Here is a 15,501-nt window from a genome sequence, read left to right as displayed (position 1 = left end):
GGGGGAGATTCACTGCTGATCACATTCCTTACCCGCCAGCTCGACCAGCGTCTCGGCGTTCGGGTCCCCGCTTGGGCGATATTGGCACGCCATGAACCGAGCAGCGTCAGCCGAGAACCAGTGTGGGAATCCTGATGACCTTGCCAGAACAGAACTTTGTGAGGTGTCAAAGCAGCATGCCACGGTCACACGGAAACGAGTCCGCCAGGCTGACAGGCCGCCAGACAGCCCGGCACTGCCCAACCGGTCTACCCGGTCTGATCAGGGATGTTTCAGGTCGGACACCGAACCGCACGGCCGCTCGCTGCGGTTCAGACAGCCTCAGCTACCGGCAGTTGGAAGTGTGGTCCGACGCTGTCGCGCGCACCCTGCGCGACTGCGCACCGAAGGGCCTGCCTGTGGTGGTCGCAGTGCCCCGCAGCACTGCCCTTCTCGCCGCCCTCCTGGGTGTCCTCAAGGCAGGACTGCCGTACCTCCCGGTCGACCCCGACGACCCGCCCGCTCGGCTGGCCGGCGTCCTGGAGACCGCGGGCAGCCGCGTAGCGCTGGTCAACGCCCGGACTCTGCCGGTCCTGGCCGGGCAGGGACTGCGCCCCGTCGAGGTCGAGGCCCTGCGCGGCGCGCCGGACGCCCCCGATGTCGAGCTGGACCCGCTGCCCGACGTACCCGCCGAGCAGCCCGCGTACGTGATGTTCACCTCCGGCTCCACCGGCACGCCCAAGGGCGTCGTCCTGCCCAGCATGGCCCTGTGCAACCGACTGCTGTGGATGCGCGACGCCTACGACGTGGTGCCCGAGGACAGGATCCTGCAGAAGACCCCCGTCACCTTCGACGTCTCCGGCTGGGAGCTGTGGCTTCCTCTGATCACCGGCGCGACGTGCGTGTTCCTCCCCCCGGAGGAGCATCGGGATCCCGCCCTGGTGGCCTGTGCCATCCAGGAGCACGGGATCACGTTGTGCCACTTCATCCCGTCAATGCTCCGTGAGTTCCTGCGTCGGCCCGAGGCCGGACGCTGCGGTTCGCTGCGGCACGTCTTCTGCAGCGGCGAGGCCCTTCCCGTCGCCGTGGCGCGCGGCTTCGCCGCGCTGTTGCCGGCCCGGCTGCATAACCTCTACGGCCCCACCGAGGCCGCCATCGAGGTCACCCACTGGACCTGCCCGGAGCGGGCCGAGGACATCGACCGGATCCTGATCGGACAGCCTATCGACAACTGCGTCCTCGGCGTCTTCGACCCGGACGGCCGTCCCGTCCCCGACGGAGACGAGGGTGAGCTGTACATCGGCGGCATGCCCCTGGCGCTCGGCTACCTCAATCGCCAGGACCTGACCGACCGGGCCTTCGTCCCCGCCGACGCCGACGCGTCCGTGCGCACGTGGTACCGCACCGGCGATCGCGTGCGCCTGCTGGACGCGGGCCTGGAGTATCTGGGCCGCGTCGACGACCAGGTGAAGATCCGCGGCCAGCGCATCGAACCGCAGGAGGTCGAGCACCACCTGGCCAGCCACCCCGAGGTCGCCGCCGGGGTCGTGGTCGCGGCCCGGGTCGGCGAGGACAGGGAGTTGGTGGCCTGGATCCAGCCCGCCGAAGGGAGCGCCCAGGCCCTGACCCATGGTGGGGCGGTCCGACGACTGCGCGAGCACCTGGCGGACCTGGTCCCGCCGGGATATGCGCCGACCCACTTCCTGGCTGCGACGGAACTGCCCCTCACCAGCAGCGGCAAGCAGGACCGCAAACTGCTGCAGCAGCGCGCCGAGCAGCGGTTGAACGCCCACCGGCCGGCACCGCGGGCCGGTGAGGCGGGTGAGGCACAGGCGCAGGACGTCCTGGGCGAGATCTGGTGCGAGGCACTTCCTCATGCAGAAACCTATCCGGACTCCCAGACAGAGGAGGTAGCCGCCGCCCCGACGGACGACACGACTGGACGGGTGTCCGCCGCGTGGGCCGAGGTACTGAAGCGGAAAAACGTTCCGATCGAGGTGAATTTCTTCGATCTGGGCGGCCACTCGTTCAAGCTCTTTGAGCTTCAGAACGCCCTTGAGCGACATACGGGAGTTCGGCTCTCGGTTGTTGATCTGTTCTCGCATACCACGGTGGCGGCGCAGGCAACGCTGATCCGTGACGGCGTGCCCTCGGACGATGGTTCGGCTGTGGTCGGGCGAGCGGCACCGGCCAGGCGCGCTCGCGCGCTGCGAGCACGGCGCCAGCAGTCCCGGGATTGAAGCCCAGGCCGTACGCTATCCGGGACACGCTGAGCGGATCGATGAGCCCTCACCAACCGATCTGCATCATCTTGCCTTCGAGATCGCCGACGCCCTCGATCCATCGGATGAGCGTCCCATCGCATTATTCGGGCACAGTATGGGCGCCTTGGTAGCCCTGGAACTGCCCGAGTCCTCCAGGCGCGCGGCACCCGTGTGGCGCATCTATTCGCTTCGGGCACCCGCAACGCAGCCAGCTACCCACCGCCCGCCGAGGCCGAGAACGACGCCGACGACCTGTTAATGGACACCCTGGCCGGGTTGGGAGGCACAGCCCCGGAGTTGGCCGCCGACCCGACTTTCAGAGATCTGGTTCTTCCCTACGTCCGCAGCGATGCCCTGATGCTGGACACCTATGACTTCAGCATGGAGCCGCAGTTGCACTGCCCCGTTTCCACAATCGTCGGCGACGAAGACCAGCATGCAGACCGCCGACCCTGGCACGAGCTAACCGCGGGGGTGTTCTTCGAGCACCTGGTGAGGGAAGGTCATTTTCTACCTTCATTCAGAACCTCCTTACGCTCTGATCAGGAAATCCCTCAACGTCAAGATAACCAGCCGGAAGGACTCGTCTCATGCAGGCTAATAGGGATGTAACCCTGACACGGGAAAATCCGTAGTGGGGTACGCGGCGAGGGAGCCGGGGGCTGATGTGACGCAGGAAGGCGTTCGATCGGCGATTTCTGATTCCGTGCCCGCGCACTTGATACCGTCGGCCATCGTTGTCCTCGACCGCATGCCCATGACGACGAATGGGAAGGTGGACGAAACCGCGCTGCCCGATCCCCCCTCCTCGCGCCCCGAGCTGAGCCAGTCGTACACCGCCCCGGGCAGCGCGGCCGAGCGGCGCGTGGCCCGGGTGTGGCAGCAGGTGCTGACCCTGGACCAGGTCGGCGTCCACGACAACTTCTTCGGCTTGGGCGGCAATTCGATACGGCTGCCGGCCGTCCTCGCGGCGCTCCAGAAACCCCCGGAGTACCAGGACCTCATCACCCTGACCGACCTGTTCCGGCACCCGACGGCGGCCGCCGTGGCTGCCCATCTCGACCAGACGGCCGAGCAGGAGGCGGCCCGGCGCGGCAGCGACCGCCGGGCCGCCCTGCACAAGCTCCGTTCCAGGAAAGGCACGACACGATGACGACCGACGAAGCCGCACAGCACGACCTTGACCAAGCGGTGGCCGTCGTGGGGATGAGCGGACGCTTCCCCGGCGCCCCCGACCTCGACGCCTACTGGGCCAACCTGCGCGACGGCGTCTGCTCGCTGTCCACGTTCACCGAGAAGGAACTGCTCGCCGATGGGGCGGACCCGGCCGAGCTGCGCAATCCCGCGTTCGTCCCGGTGCAGGGGCATCTCGCTGACGCGGACCGCTTCGAGGCCGAGCTCTTCGGCTTCAACCGCACCGAGGCGGCCGCCCTGGACCCGCAACACCGGGTGCTCCTGGAGACCGCCTGGTCGGCGCTGGAGGACGCCGGGTACGCCCCGCTGAACGCACCGTCCCGCACCGGCGTCTATATGGGCGGCAGCTCGACGGAGCACGCGCTGGCCGCCGAGACGGACCCGGCGCTCGCCGCGTCGATCGGCGCGCTCCAGGTGCGTCTCCTCACCGACCGCGAGTTCCTGGCGCCCTGGATCTCCTACCGGCTGGGCCTGGACGGGCCGAGCATGATGGTCCAGACGGCCTGCTCGTCCTCGCTGACGGCGGTCCATGTTGCCGTCCAGGCCCTGCTGCTCGGCGAGTGCGACACCGCGCTCGCGGGCGGCGTCGCCATCGGCGCCCCGCGCAAGGAGGGCTACGTCTACTACCAGGGCGGGACCTCCTCCCCCGACGGCCGCTGCCGCCCCTTCGACGAGAAGGCGGCCGGCACAGTGTCGGGCAGCGGGGTGGGCGTGCTGGTGCTGCGGCGGCTGGAGGACGCGCTCGCCGACGGCGATCCGGTGCGCGCGGTGATCCGGGGCACGGCCGTCACCAACGACGGGGCCGGCAAGGTCGGCTTCACCGCTCCGGGCGTGGACCAGCAGACGGCCGCGATCACCGAGGCGTGGACGGCGGCGGGGCTGGAGCCGTCGGCGGCGCAGTACCTGGAGGCGCACGGGACCGGGACCGAGCTGGGTGACCGGATCGAACTGGCGGCGGCGAGCGCGGCGTTCACCGCCCGAGCCGGCCTCGACGGCGGCGTCGGCATCGCGCTCGGTTCGGTGAAGTCGAACATCGGGCACGCCGACGCTGCGGCCGGTGTGGCGGCGCTGATCAAGACGGTCCTGATGCTGGAGCACGCCACCCTGGCCCCGACGGTGAACGTCACGAGCCCGATGGCCGCCCTGCGGGACTCGCCGCTGCGGCTGGTGACCGAGACCCGTCACTGGCCGCGCAGGCCGGACCTGCCCCGGCTGGCCGGCGTGACGTCGGTCGGCATGGGCGGCACGAACGTGCACGTGGTGGTGCAGGAGGCACCGGCACGCGAGCCGCGCGCGAAGGCCGACGCCCGCCCGACGGTCTTGCCGCTGTCGGCCCGCACCGAACATCAACTCGCTCTCGTGGCGTCGCGGTTGGCGGCACGTCTGCGCGAGGCCGACGTCCCCGCCCTCGCCGATGTCGCACACACCTTGCGCACCGGCCGGGTCGGGATGCCCGTGCGTGCCTACGTGGTCGCCGCCGGCGTGCAGGAGGCGTCGGACAAGCTCATGGTACTGGCCGAGGGCCACCCGGATCCGGTACGGGACCCGTCGGGGGAGGCGTGGCTGCGCGGCGAGGAGGTGACCTGGCCGGCGCTCGACGACGAGGTGCGCCGGGTACGGCTCCCGTCATACCCGTTCGCGGGCGAGAGCTACGGGGCCCTGACACTGCGCGGCCGGGCCGCTCAGGCGCCGGCCGAGAGTGCGGCGCCCGCACCGGGGAGCGAACTGGAGGCCGGGGTCGCCGAGTTGGTGATGGAGGCGCTGGATCTCGACGGGTCCGCCGGTCTGGAGAAGACGTACCGCGAGGCGGGCGGCGACTCGCTGACGTCCGTGCATCTGGCCGGACGGCTCCGCGACGAGCTGGACATCGACGTACCGATCCAGCTGTTCCTGGAACCGGTCACGCTCAAAGAGATGACGATCCGCATCGTGGAGATCAAGGAAGGCGGCGAGGGCGCCGGGCGCCCTGCTCGCCGAGTTGCGGCCGTGCGGCGGCCCACCTTCGCCTCGGTGCACGGCGAGGGCGTGACCGAGGTCCACGCGAAGGACCTCACGCTCGACAAGTTCCTCGATGCACACCTCCTCGCCGACGCCCCCGCGCTGCCCCGCGCCGAGCGGGAGCCGCGCACCGTGCTGCTGACCGGCGCGAGCGGCTACCTCGGCCGCTTCCTCGCCCTGGAATGGCTGCGCACCCTGGCGCCGGCCGGCGGCCGGCTGATCGCCCTGGTGCGCGGCGAGGACGCCGCCGCGGCCCGGCAGCGGCTGGACGCGGCCTTCGACAGCGGCGACCCGGAGCTGGTGCGGATGTACGAGGAACTGGCCGCGGTCCATCTCGAGGTCGTGGCGGGTGACATGGCGGAACCGCGGCTCGGCCTGGACGAGGCGGCCTGGGACCGGCTGGCCGACGAGGTCGACCTGATCGTCCACGCCGGTGCGCTGGTGAACCACCTCCTGCCGTACCCGCACCTCTTCGAGGCCAACGTCGTCGGCACCGCGGAACTCGTCCGGCTGGCCCTCACCCGCCGGACGAAGCCGATCACCTACATCTCCAGCGTCGCGGTCGCCGACTCCCGCCGGCCGGCCCTCGACGAGGACACCGACGTCCGCGTCGCCATACCGGCCCTGAACGTCGACGGTGGCTACGCCGACGGGTACGCGACCAGTAAATGGGCCGGCGAAGTGCTGCTGCGGGAGGCGCACGACCTGTGCGGACTGCCGGTCACGACCTTCCGGTCCAGCATGATCCTCGCGCACAACCGGTACGGCGGACAGCTCAACGTCTCCGACGTGTTCAGCCGCCTCCTGTTCAGCGTGCTCGCCACCGGGGTCGCGCCGCGCAGCTTCTACCGTACGGACGGCGAACACGCCCACTACGACGGCCTGCCGGTCGACTTCACCGCCGCCGCCGTGGTGGCGCTGGGGGGCCGCGGCACCTCTGAAGCCCCGTGCGGATACCGGACGTTCAGCCTCGTGAACCCCAACGACGACGGCGTCTCCCTCGACGCCATCGTCGACTGGCTCGCCCAGGACGGCCACGCCATCGAGCGGGTGGACGACTACGCCGAGTGGTACCTGCGGTTCGAGGCGGCGATGCGCGCCCTGCCCGAGGCACAGCGGCAGTACGCGGCGCTGCCCATCCGGCACGGCTTCAAGGAGCCCGAGGACCCGGTACCCGGATCCGTCATCCCCTCCGACCGGTTCCGCGCCGCCGTCCGGGCCGGCGCGATCGCCGGGCACGGGGACATCCCGAGCCTCACGCGCGACCTCGTCGCCAAGTACGCCCGGGACCTGAAGAACCTGATGACAGCGGGGCGCCCCATGGACGGCCGCCACGTCAACCACTGACGTGCCGCCCGGGACGCGGAGCCGGGATCATCCCCCGTCCCCGGCTCCGCGTCCCGCAGTACAACCCCCCGGGACGGCCGGAAGGGCTTGGTACCATACCGAAACTTCGATGGGCCCATGGTCGACGGTTCGATGTTCAGGCAGGGCGAGAGAGACTGGGGGCGGCCGAGCGGCGCGTCAGGAGCGTGCGATCCGTACGCGTGAGGCCATCCTGGAAGCCATGGCGCGCCTGTTCATCGAGGTCGGGTAGGAAGCCGCCACCATCGCCGCACTCGTCGAACGGACCGGGCTGACCCGAGGCGCCCTGTACTTCCACTTCCCGGCCAAGGAAGCGATGGCGCGCGGCGTGCTCGACCAGGCCGTGACCCGCGAGGGGCTCGTTCCGCAGACGCACAAGCTCCAGGAATGGGTCGACCTCGGGCTCCTGCTCGCACACCGGATGCCCCAGGAACCGATGCTGCGTGCGGCCGTCCAGCTGTCCGTCTACCCCAAGGCACGCAGCATGTGCGGCACGCGCTGGCCGGACTGGATCAGCGTGTTCGAGGACCTGCTCGTGGAGGCCGAGGAGCGCGGCGAGCTGCTGCCGCACGCGGTCCCCGCGGAGATCGCACAGCGGGTCGTGGGTGCCTGGACCGGAGTGCAACTGGTGACCGAGGCGCGGCCGGAGAGCCCGGGCCTGTCCGAGGAGATAGCGCGGCTCTACCAGTTGATCCTGCCGAACGTCGCCACCATCGGCGTCCTCGCCAAGCTGGGCACCTCCCCCTACCGCGCGAAACGCCTGCTCGACTCCGCGCCCTGAACGCTCAGTCGGAGCTGACCTCCACTGTCAAGGTCGCCTTGTAGCCGTCGGACGCCCTGTCACCCAGTGCCGTCAGGGTGAGCAGACCGGAGGACGCGGCTGAGCTTGTGCTTTATCCACCGGCCCGTGAGCGTTCTTTGATGCTCTCGGGCCGTTTGACGGTCTTGCCGACGTCGTGGTGGGTGGCGGGGTGAGGGTTCTTGGAGCCGGGAGGGCGGCCGGGGCCCGGCCGGGACGGTTTCGGTGCACGGGCCGGGCAGGTCAGGTGCGGGCGGAGGTGCAGCGACTGCTCGCGACACCGCTGTACCGCGTCATCGTCGATCCGGACGGTCGTCCCGTGCGGCTACGGCTACGCAACGCCTTCTGAGAATCCGCTGCGGTCACTCCCGGTGTTACGGCCCGGCCGGGAGTGACCGCCGGACGAACCGGTCAAGACCGTCTGCCGAACAGAACCCGCGCAGCGATGGACTCGTTCCTGCGGAGTGTGGCCGAACGTCCGGGTCTCGGGCCGACGACCGGGTCCTCGCGCTGACCCCGCTGTCGTTCGACATCATCCCCTCCTTCCGGCCCCTGCTGGACGGCCTCGACCTGGAGCACGTAGTGATCACCACCGACGCGCTGCACACCCACGGGACCTACCTGACCGGGCGCGGTGCCCACTACCTGGCCGTCGTCAAGCGGAACCACCCCGGGCTGCACGCCCAGGTCAAGCACTTGCCCTGGCGGGACATCCTGCTCGACCACCGCACGCGCGACAAGGCCCACCACCGCGACGAGATCCGCCGGTTGAAGGTCGCCGCGTTCTCCCACATCGAATACCCCGGCGCCCGGCAGGCCATCGAGGTCGTACGCTGGCGGCGCGACCTTGCGACCGGGAAACTCACCATCGAGCGCGTCTACCTGATCACCAGCCTGGACGTCTTCGACGCCACCCCGGCCGAGCTCGCCGCCTGGGTCCGAGGCCACTGGGGCATCGAGAACCTCCTGCACCACGTCCGTGACAGAACCTTCCGCGAGGACGACTCCAAGGTCCGCACCGGCCACCTGCCCCGCACCATGGCCAGCCTGCGCAACCTCGCCATCAGCGTCTTCCGCCAGGACGGCGAGACCAACATCGCCGCCGCCCTCCGCCGCACCGGCCGCGACTACCACCGGCCTCTACGAACCCTCGGCCTCACCTGACGAAACCGGACACTTCTCGATCACGCAATGACCCTGGCAGCGGCTCCTCCCCTTCTTCGTCGAACGAGCAGGTCAGCTCGACGATGTCGGTGTCTCTGCTCAATCTGCATCGACCAGTCGGTCCGCACGGTGCACAAGGTGCTCAGCTGCCAGGGAGATTGAGTGTCTCGCGTGTCGTTGGACCGCCCGCGTGCCACTCGACGCGGCGCAGTGCGCAGGCTTGCCGCAGCCGCGAAGCACAACGGCCATCCAAGGTTCCCGCGATCAGCCCGCCACCTCCCTTCAGCCCCGGTTCCGACGAGGTCTTCGGCGGAAATCGCCCTGTCAGACGGGCTCATGACGATCCGTCTGGAGCAGTGCTTGGCTGCGAGGTTCGGCACAGCACACAGTCAGGGCGCCCCTACTGCAGGTCCCTGGTGTTGCGTATCCGTGACGGGGGTCGGCATCGAGTGGAGAGCAGATCGTTCCGAGTCGGGTGTGAACCGTTTCCACGTTCTGACCGTTTCAGGGTGTGAGCACCACTTCCCGGCGTCGTTTCTGCCTCTGAGGCGACACGAGGCCACTCGAGCGAGAAGGGATCATTGTGGATACTCGCCGTATGGCTCGGATGGCGACGCGTAAGCGATCCGCCCCACCCGCCTCGAAGCGTGGAATCGTGCTGTGTACCACCGACGCCCCCTGGGCGCGTCCCGTACGTGCCGAAGTGGGCTCGATGCGATTAGTTGCGTACTTCACAGGAACCCGCTCGGCGCGCAAGATGCCGTAATCGCGTCGCCGGCCGGCGCGCGACCACCGATGATGCCGCCATGGCAACGACTCGGCGAGCCGACATGTTCACCGCGGACAGCAGGCCGTCCGACGACGACCAGGGCCGCGGCGATGCCGACGAAGGCCAGAAAGTGCTCGGCCTTGCGCTCGTAGCGGCGCTGCAGGCGTCGGCAGCCCGGAGAGCCAGGACACCGTCCACTCAACGACCCAACGGTGGCGGTCCAGCCGCTGCAAGGACTCGATGCCTTTGCGGGCGATGCGGTGGCGGATGCCTCGCTTGCGGAGCCATCGGCGCGGGCCGCGGCGTGAGCGGATCGGTGGCATCCCGCGCACGAGCGGCTTCAGGCCGAGGCTGTCGTGCAGTTGGCGCCGGAGATGCCCAGCGACAGAGGTAGACCGTTCCGGTCCGTGACGAGGTGGATTTTCGATCCGTCTTTGCAGCGGCCAGTCGGATTCGGTGCGGTCAGTGGCCCCCTTTTTTTGCAGCCCTGAGGCTGACGGACCTGGCTCCTGTCACTCCTCGTTTCCCCGACCCCATGCAAGGGAAAACTACGTGATCATTACGTGGCGAGACCAATCATGTCGGAAACTCGTTGTGGAAGAGCGAGCCGCTGGACACGACAGCGGCACCTGGACATACCAATTGCCGGATCAGTGGTTCGGCATCGTCACGCCAATACGAGGTGTGTGTCAAATTGAAGGTCGAGAGAATCACGGTTGGCTACGTACCACGCTCAGGCCTGGAGAGGTCTGCCGGGTCGCACCCAACAACCTGATCCGGCTCGGCAGGACACCGCCCAGACGTCTCCCATTCGAAGTCGTTTATATCCAGCTTTCCGTAGAAGTCCTTCAGCGAGCACTGGACACGCACACCACCGCTCCTGTCCGTGATGTTTCGGAACTACAGACACTGCGCGCCTTCGATCCACATGTCGCATCCATGGCGCAAACTCTACTTCACGCCCGAAAGACAGGTGCAGGAGAGCGCTATGCCCTGAGTGCAGCCCACTACCTGGCTGAATATCTACTCCATCCACGCCGCGACGCCTCACCGCGCACCGGAGGTCTTAGCCCGGAACAGCTACAAACGGTGACAACATTTATGAGCGCGAATTTCTTCTCGAGCATCACGCTTGATCAGCTTGCCAAGGAAGCAGGACTCAGCCGGTACCACTTCCTGCGTCGTTTTTCCGCAGCCACCGGAAAGACACCTCTGCAATACCTCACCGAGTTGCGCATCGAAGCTGCCTGCTATCTGCTCGCAGTAGACAATGACCCAGTATCTCAAGTCGGTAGGCTCTGCGGTTTCCCTAACCCGGAGCACTTCGCCCGCGTGTTCCGTAAGCACGTTGGATGCGCGCCATCGCAATACCGGCAGCAAGGGCAGCGTGCCTCTTCCCCTTGAGCGGGTGTCACCGCATCGTCGTGACACGGATCCACCGTGATGCTCGCACCCGTCTCTCCTCGAACGACCCACGAAACAAGTACTGCTGGGTTCCTCTTTCACTGGGTATGTGTCCTGGTGGCGGGGTAGTTGATGGTGCTCGGGGGCGGGTGCTGGACGATGGTTTTACGGGCACGACCGGGGCGTGATGAGGAGGGGCGGATCGTCATCGATTGTCGCGGTGTCGGCGTACAAGTGAACGTGGCCCTGGCAGGATTTCCGTGACGCTGGGGTGTGCGACCGTGCGCCGGTGACGCTCCGTCATTAGTGGCGGCATTGTCAGTGAGTGTGATGACCTCGTACGGGTTGTGTCTCCGCACCTGGATGCGGTGCGGGTGGAACGGGTGTGGGCCGAGGCTGGCACTGTGCATGTGGCGGCTCGTACCTGGGAGTTGATGGTGGCGTGTCCGGCGTGCGGTCACGGTTCTGCTCGGGTGCACAGTCGCTATTGAGCTTGTTCCGCTTTGGCGGACACCTTCGGTGTGGTGGTCAGGCCGCCAAGGCGGTCTCGTATTCGGCGGGACTGCGGTAGCCGAGGCTGCTGTGGAGCCGGTGCAAGTTGTACCAGCTCTCGATCCACTCGAATATGGCGGTGTGGGTGGCGGGCCCGTGTGGGCCGGGGATGGGTGTCGCCCAGCTCGTTCTTCAGGGTGGAGAAGAACGATTCCGCGAGGGCGTTGTCCCAGCACTGGCCGGTGCGGCCGACGGACAGCTGAATTTCGAACTGCGTTGCCAGAGCGGCGAGTTCATGGCTGGTGTATTGCTTGTACTCAATCGGTCGTCGCAACACCAGCTACCTGGAGAGATAGTAGGTGCTCGTTGAGGGCTTCGGCGGGTGTCTTCCATCCGAGGGTTATGCGGGGTCTGTTGTTGAGGGTGGTGGCGACGGCCTGGAGTTCCTCGGCGTCCCAGCGGGACAGGTCGGTGCCTTTGGGAAAGTACTGCCGTAGCAGGCCGTTCGTGTTCTCGTTGGTGCCGCGCTGCCGATTCCCCACACCCATCCACAAACCTCCAGCTCACAGAGTGTTGCGACGACCAGTTGAATCCGCCGACGCCGCGCCGGCTCGAACCCGGCAACGCCTGCTGACGGACCAGGTCGAAGAGCCGGTCGCCGAGTCCAGGCCGTGCCCGGGCGTCAGCACGCTCGCTCCCGACTTCACCGCCCGCGCGAGCGCGGTCCGGTCCATCGTCCCGGTCGTCGACAGGTCCAGGAGCTGCAGGAAGCGGCAGAACTCAGCGCTCTTCAGACGCTGCCCGATGGTGGCGGCCAGCGTGCCGATCACCGCGGCCTGGTCGGACGAATGGGCGGCCTTCAAAGCCACCTTGGTCGGGGCGGTCTGCCCAGCCGTCCACTGCGCTGCTGCTCGAACGCTCTCCAGCAGCAGGGGATCTCCGGGGCAGTTGCTCACCAGCGCAATCCGGGCCTTGCCCAGTGCCTGGTCACCATGGTCGTCCCGAAGACGCGTGTATGCGGCCGCGAGATCAGCGATCACCGACCGTTCCGAGTCCGCCTTCCCCTCCGCCTTCTTGACCCGCTTCTGGCACAGGCGGGCAGCCGTCCACGCAGTCTCCGCGTGCCGGGTGCTGTACTTCAACTGCGACAGCACAATCCGGTCCGCGCTCGCTACGTCAGGCCCCCGAAATACTCGGCGACATCGACAGTCTCGGGGAACGGGTCGGCTCAGGACAGACGGCCGAGCGCGGCCGAGGCGGCGGCGGACAGCCTCGGGTGGGCGCGGGCCGACTCCAGGACCGGGCGGGCGCGATCGTCCGCGAGCGCACCGAGGCCCTCGACACAGGCGAGCGCCACCCGCCAGTGCGGATCACCCGGGGTCAGCCTCCGGCCCAGGGTGGTGATCAGGGCGGGAGCGGATTCGGGGGCCCGCAGCGCGGTGAGGAGGCGCACCGGCACCAGTGCGTAGGCGACGCGCAGTTCATTGGTCGCGAGCGCGGCGGCGGCCGGCGCCGTGCGCGGATCGCCGAGCCGGGTCAGGGCGTGGGAGGCACAGACACAGCGCTCCGGATCACGATGGTTGAGCAGCAGCACGAGCGACTCGAAGGCGCGGCGGTCGCCGGCACAGCCGAGCCGGAAGGCGGCGATCTCCCGTGCCCATAACGGTCGTTCGGCCTCGATGAGGACCGCTGCCAGGGCGTCCAGGTCGCCGGTGGAGGTGAGCCGCCGGTGCAGTGCCTCGTCGGCCGGGCCCGAGAGCTCGCCCCGGGTGCGCAGCGCAAGGTCCTCGAGATCGGCGTCCATGCCGAGCAGCGTAGGCCCGCGGCGGGTCGCCGGGAGGGGATACGTACGGACAGGCCCGGTTCGGGGGGCTTGCGCACACCGCCACCCCAGCGGCACAGATCACACCGTCCGGCCTTCACGGAGGGCTGGCGCGCTCGTTACCCGCCGGTTAAGCTCAGGTGAGCGGGTACCACCCGTTCGGCTCCCGGTGGCCTGGTGACGCAGCCACCGTGAGGTACCTCCCGTGCCTGATGGCACGGGGGAGTTGTCGGTTCGGCAGTACGACGTGACTCCGGGACAGGGTCCGTCGCTTCTTCACCGCGGTCCACCGCGGTGACACCACGACACGCATCGCCGCGCGCCCCCTCGCATCTGCGCTACGCGCGCTCTCCCTCAGTCGTCACTCATTTCTGGAGTCCCGTGATGGACACCCCTCTCTCCCCTCTCACGACCATCGCCGTCGTCGGCCTCGGCACCATGGGCACCGGGATCGCCGAGATCCTGGCCCGCGCCGGCCGCGAAGTCATCGGTATCGACATCAGCGACACGGCCGCCCGCCACGCGGTGACCACGCTCGAGGCCGCCACGGCCCGCGCGGTCGAGCGCGAGCGGATCACCGAGGAGGAGCGCCGGAACGTCCTCGCGCGTTTCCGCACCTTCTCCGACCTGCAGGCCGCGGCCGACGCGGACCTCGTGATCGAGGTCGTCAACGAGGACTACGAGACCAAGCAGCAGGTCTTCCGTGCTCTCGACGCCATCGTCCGCCCCGGGACGATCCTCGCCACCGGCACCAACGCGCTGTCCGTCACCCGGCTCGCCGCGGACTCGGCCCGTCCCGAGCGCGTGCTCGGACTGCACTTCTTCAACCCGGCCCCGGCGATGAAGCTCGTCGAGGTGGTCTCCTCGGTGCTGACCGCCCCGCAGGCGGTCGATGCGGTCACCGCCCTCGCCCGTGACCTGGGCAAGGAGCCGGTCCGGGTCGGTGACCGGCCCGGTTTCGTCGCGGACGGACTCCTCTTCGGCTACCTCAACCAGGCCGCCGCGATGTACGAGGCCAAGTACGCCTCCCGTGAGGACATCGACGCGGCGATGAAGCTCGGCTGCGGCCTGCCGATGGGCCCGCTGGCGCTGCTCGACCTCATCGGCATCGACACCGCGCGCACCGTCCTCGACGCGATGTACGCCGAGTCCCACGACCGTCTGCACGCCCCCGCGCCCATCCTGAAGCAGCTCAGCGAGGCGGGTCTGACCGGCCGCAAGTCGGGTCGCGGCTTCTACACGTACGACGAGCCCGACAGCGGCACGGTCGTGCGGGACGCCCTCACCCCGCTCGAGGCCGCCCAGAGCTCCGCCGGCCGCCCGGTCGACTCCGTCGGCGTCGCCGGCTCCGGCACGATGGCCAGCGGCATCGCGGAGGTCTTCGCCAAGGCCGGCTACGACGTCGTCATCGCCGCCCGCAGCCTGGAGAAGGCCGAGACCGCCAAGACCCGTATCGCCAAGTCGCTTTCTCGCTCCGTCGACAAGGGCCGGATGACGGCCGAGGTGCGCGATGAGACGCTGGCCCGGATCACCCCGGCCGGTTCGCTCGACGCGTTCTCCGAGGTCGACCTCGCGGTGGAGGCCGTCGCCGAGGACCTGGAGATCAAGCAGCAGCTGTTCGCGACCCTCGACAAGATCTGCAAGCCGGGAGCGGTGCTCGCCACCACCACGTCCTCGCTGCCGGTCGTGGCCTGTGCGCGGGCCACTTCGCGTCCCCAGGACGTGATCGGCATGCACTTCTTCAACCCGGCTCCGGCGATGAAGCTCGTCGAGGTGGTCCGCACCGTACTGACCGCGGACGATGTCCACGCCACCGTGCGGGACGTCACCACGAAGATCAAGAAGCACCCGGTGGACTGCGGCGACCGCGCCGGCTTCATCGTCAACGCGCTGCTGTTCCCGTACCTCAACAACGCGATCAAGATGGTGCAGGAGCACTACGCGTCCCTGGACGACATCGACGCCGCGATGAAGCTCGGCGGCGGCTACCCGATGGGCCCGTTCGAACTGCTCGACGTGGTCGGGCTCGATGTCTCCCTCGCCATCGAGAAGGTGCTCCACCGCGAGTTCCGCGACCCCGGTCTGGCGCCCGCTCCACTGCTGGAGCACCTGGTGGCCGCCGGCTGCCTGGGCCGCAAGACGGGCCGCGGCTTCCGCGAATATGCCCGGCGCTGATCCCGGCCGCACCCAGGGGACGGGCTGGGGCGGGCTGCTCGACGGCACGGGCAGCTCGTCCCCGCAGGCGCGGCCC

Annotated in this window: 12 protein-coding genes and 3 pseudogenes; 10 read left to right on the top strand and 5 right to left on the bottom strand. The window is 68.8% G+C overall.

Translation table 11 applies throughout. The features are described from left to right. The first annotated feature begins 134 nt into the window (after positions 1-134). The 8 genes and pseudogenes from ACTWOL_RS30950 to ACTWOL_RS30915 all read left to right on the top strand — a co-directional run bounded on the left by ACTWOL_RS30950 (position 135) and on the right by ACTWOL_RS30915 (position 8,763). Positions 135-2,219 (top strand): non-ribosomal peptide synthetase, encoded by a 2,085-nt coding sequence (locus tag ACTWOL_RS30950; protein ID WP_474300150.1) that lies wholly within the window; start codon positions 135-137, stop codon positions 2,217-2,219. Further along, a complete protein-coding gene (locus ACTWOL_RS30945) occupies positions 2,137-2,502 on the top strand; it encodes a thioesterase II family protein (RefSeq protein ID WP_474300149.1) in 366 nt (121 codons plus the stop codon). Before ACTWOL_RS30950 ends, ACTWOL_RS30945 begins: the two co-directional genes overlap by 83 nt. After that, a complete protein-coding gene (locus ACTWOL_RS30940; RefSeq protein WP_474301337.1) occupies positions 2,415-2,855 on the top strand; it encodes a thioesterase II family protein in 441 nt (146 codons plus the stop codon). Before ACTWOL_RS30945 ends, ACTWOL_RS30940 begins: the two co-directional genes overlap by 88 nt. A gap of 139 nt (positions 2,856-2,994) precedes the next feature. Beyond that, positions 2,995-3,396 (top strand): phosphopantetheine-binding protein, encoded by a 402-nt coding sequence (locus ACTWOL_RS30935; RefSeq protein WP_474300148.1) that lies wholly within the window; start codon positions 2,995-2,997, stop codon positions 3,394-3,396. After that, positions 3,393-6,782, top strand: a complete 3,390-nt coding sequence (locus ACTWOL_RS30930; protein WP_474300147.1) for a thioester reductase domain-containing protein — start codon at positions 3,393-3,395, stop codon at positions 6,780-6,782. The genes ACTWOL_RS30935 and ACTWOL_RS30930 overlap by 4 nt, the downstream gene beginning before the upstream one ends. Before the next feature lie 262 nt (positions 6,783-7,044). Then, positions 7,045-7,110 (top strand): annotated as a pseudogene (locus ACTWOL_RS30925) (TetR family transcriptional regulator); the annotation flags it as partial. Positions 7,111-7,116: 6 nt separating this feature from the next. Further along, a complete protein-coding gene (locus tag ACTWOL_RS30920) occupies positions 7,117-7,581 on the top strand; it encodes a hypothetical protein (RefSeq protein WP_474300146.1) in 465 nt (154 codons plus the stop codon). A 363-nt stretch (positions 7,582-7,944) separates the two neighbouring features. Continuing rightward, positions 7,945-8,763 carry an ISAs1 family transposase gene (locus ACTWOL_RS30915; protein WP_474301293.1) on the top strand — a complete coding sequence of 273 codons (819 nt, stop codon included), beginning with the start codon at positions 7,945-7,947 and terminating at the stop codon, positions 8,761-8,763. A gap of 863 nt (positions 8,764-9,626) precedes the next feature. Here the strand turns inward: ACTWOL_RS30915 and ACTWOL_RS30910 are convergent. Then, a pseudogene (locus tag ACTWOL_RS30910) lies at positions 9,627-10,007 on the bottom strand (transposase family protein); the annotation flags it as partial. A gap of 77 nt (positions 10,008-10,084) precedes the next feature. Here ACTWOL_RS30910 and ACTWOL_RS30905 point away from each other — a divergent pair. Continuing rightward, a complete protein-coding gene (locus tag ACTWOL_RS30905; protein ID WP_474300145.1) occupies positions 10,085-10,936 on the top strand; it encodes a helix-turn-helix domain-containing protein in 852 nt (283 codons plus the stop codon). 484 nt (positions 10,937-11,420) lie between these two features. Here ACTWOL_RS30905 and ACTWOL_RS30900 read toward each other — a convergent pair whose 3' ends face one another. The 4 genes and pseudogenes from ACTWOL_RS30900 to ACTWOL_RS30885 form a co-directional block, all read right to left on the bottom strand. Beyond that, the gene (locus tag ACTWOL_RS30900) at positions 11,421-11,765 is read right to left on the bottom strand and encodes an integrase core domain-containing protein (RefSeq protein WP_474300144.1); all 345 of its coding nucleotides are present in this window, start codon (positions 11,763-11,765) and stop codon (positions 11,421-11,423) included. Next, positions 11,746-11,958, bottom strand: a pseudogene (locus ACTWOL_RS30895) (transposase); the annotation flags it as partial. The gene ACTWOL_RS30900 and the pseudogene ACTWOL_RS30895, both read right to left, overlap by 20 nt. A 33-nt stretch (positions 11,959-11,991) precedes the next feature. Next, the gene (locus ACTWOL_RS30890; protein WP_474300143.1) at positions 11,992-12,570 is read right to left on the bottom strand and encodes a hypothetical protein; all 579 of its coding nucleotides are present in this window, start codon (positions 12,568-12,570) and stop codon (positions 11,992-11,994) included. A gap of 86 nt (positions 12,571-12,656) precedes the next feature. After that, positions 12,657-13,232: a HEAT repeat domain-containing protein gene (locus ACTWOL_RS30885; RefSeq protein ID WP_474300142.1), complete on the bottom strand. Its 576-nt coding sequence runs from the start codon at positions 13,230-13,232 to the stop codon at positions 12,657-12,659. A gap of 402 nt (positions 13,233-13,634) precedes the next feature. On the opposite strand from ACTWOL_RS30885, the gene ACTWOL_RS30880 reads away from it, so the two are divergent. After that, positions 13,635-15,425 (top strand): 3-hydroxyacyl-CoA dehydrogenase family protein, encoded by a 1,791-nt coding sequence (locus ACTWOL_RS30880; RefSeq protein WP_474300141.1) that lies wholly within the window; start codon positions 13,635-13,637, stop codon positions 15,423-15,425. Positions 15,426-15,501 lie beyond the last annotated feature (76 nt).

It is taken from the genome of Micromonospora sp. IBHARD003 (genome assembly GCF_056106285.1).
This window is presented reverse-complemented; position numbering and strand designations above follow the sequence as displayed.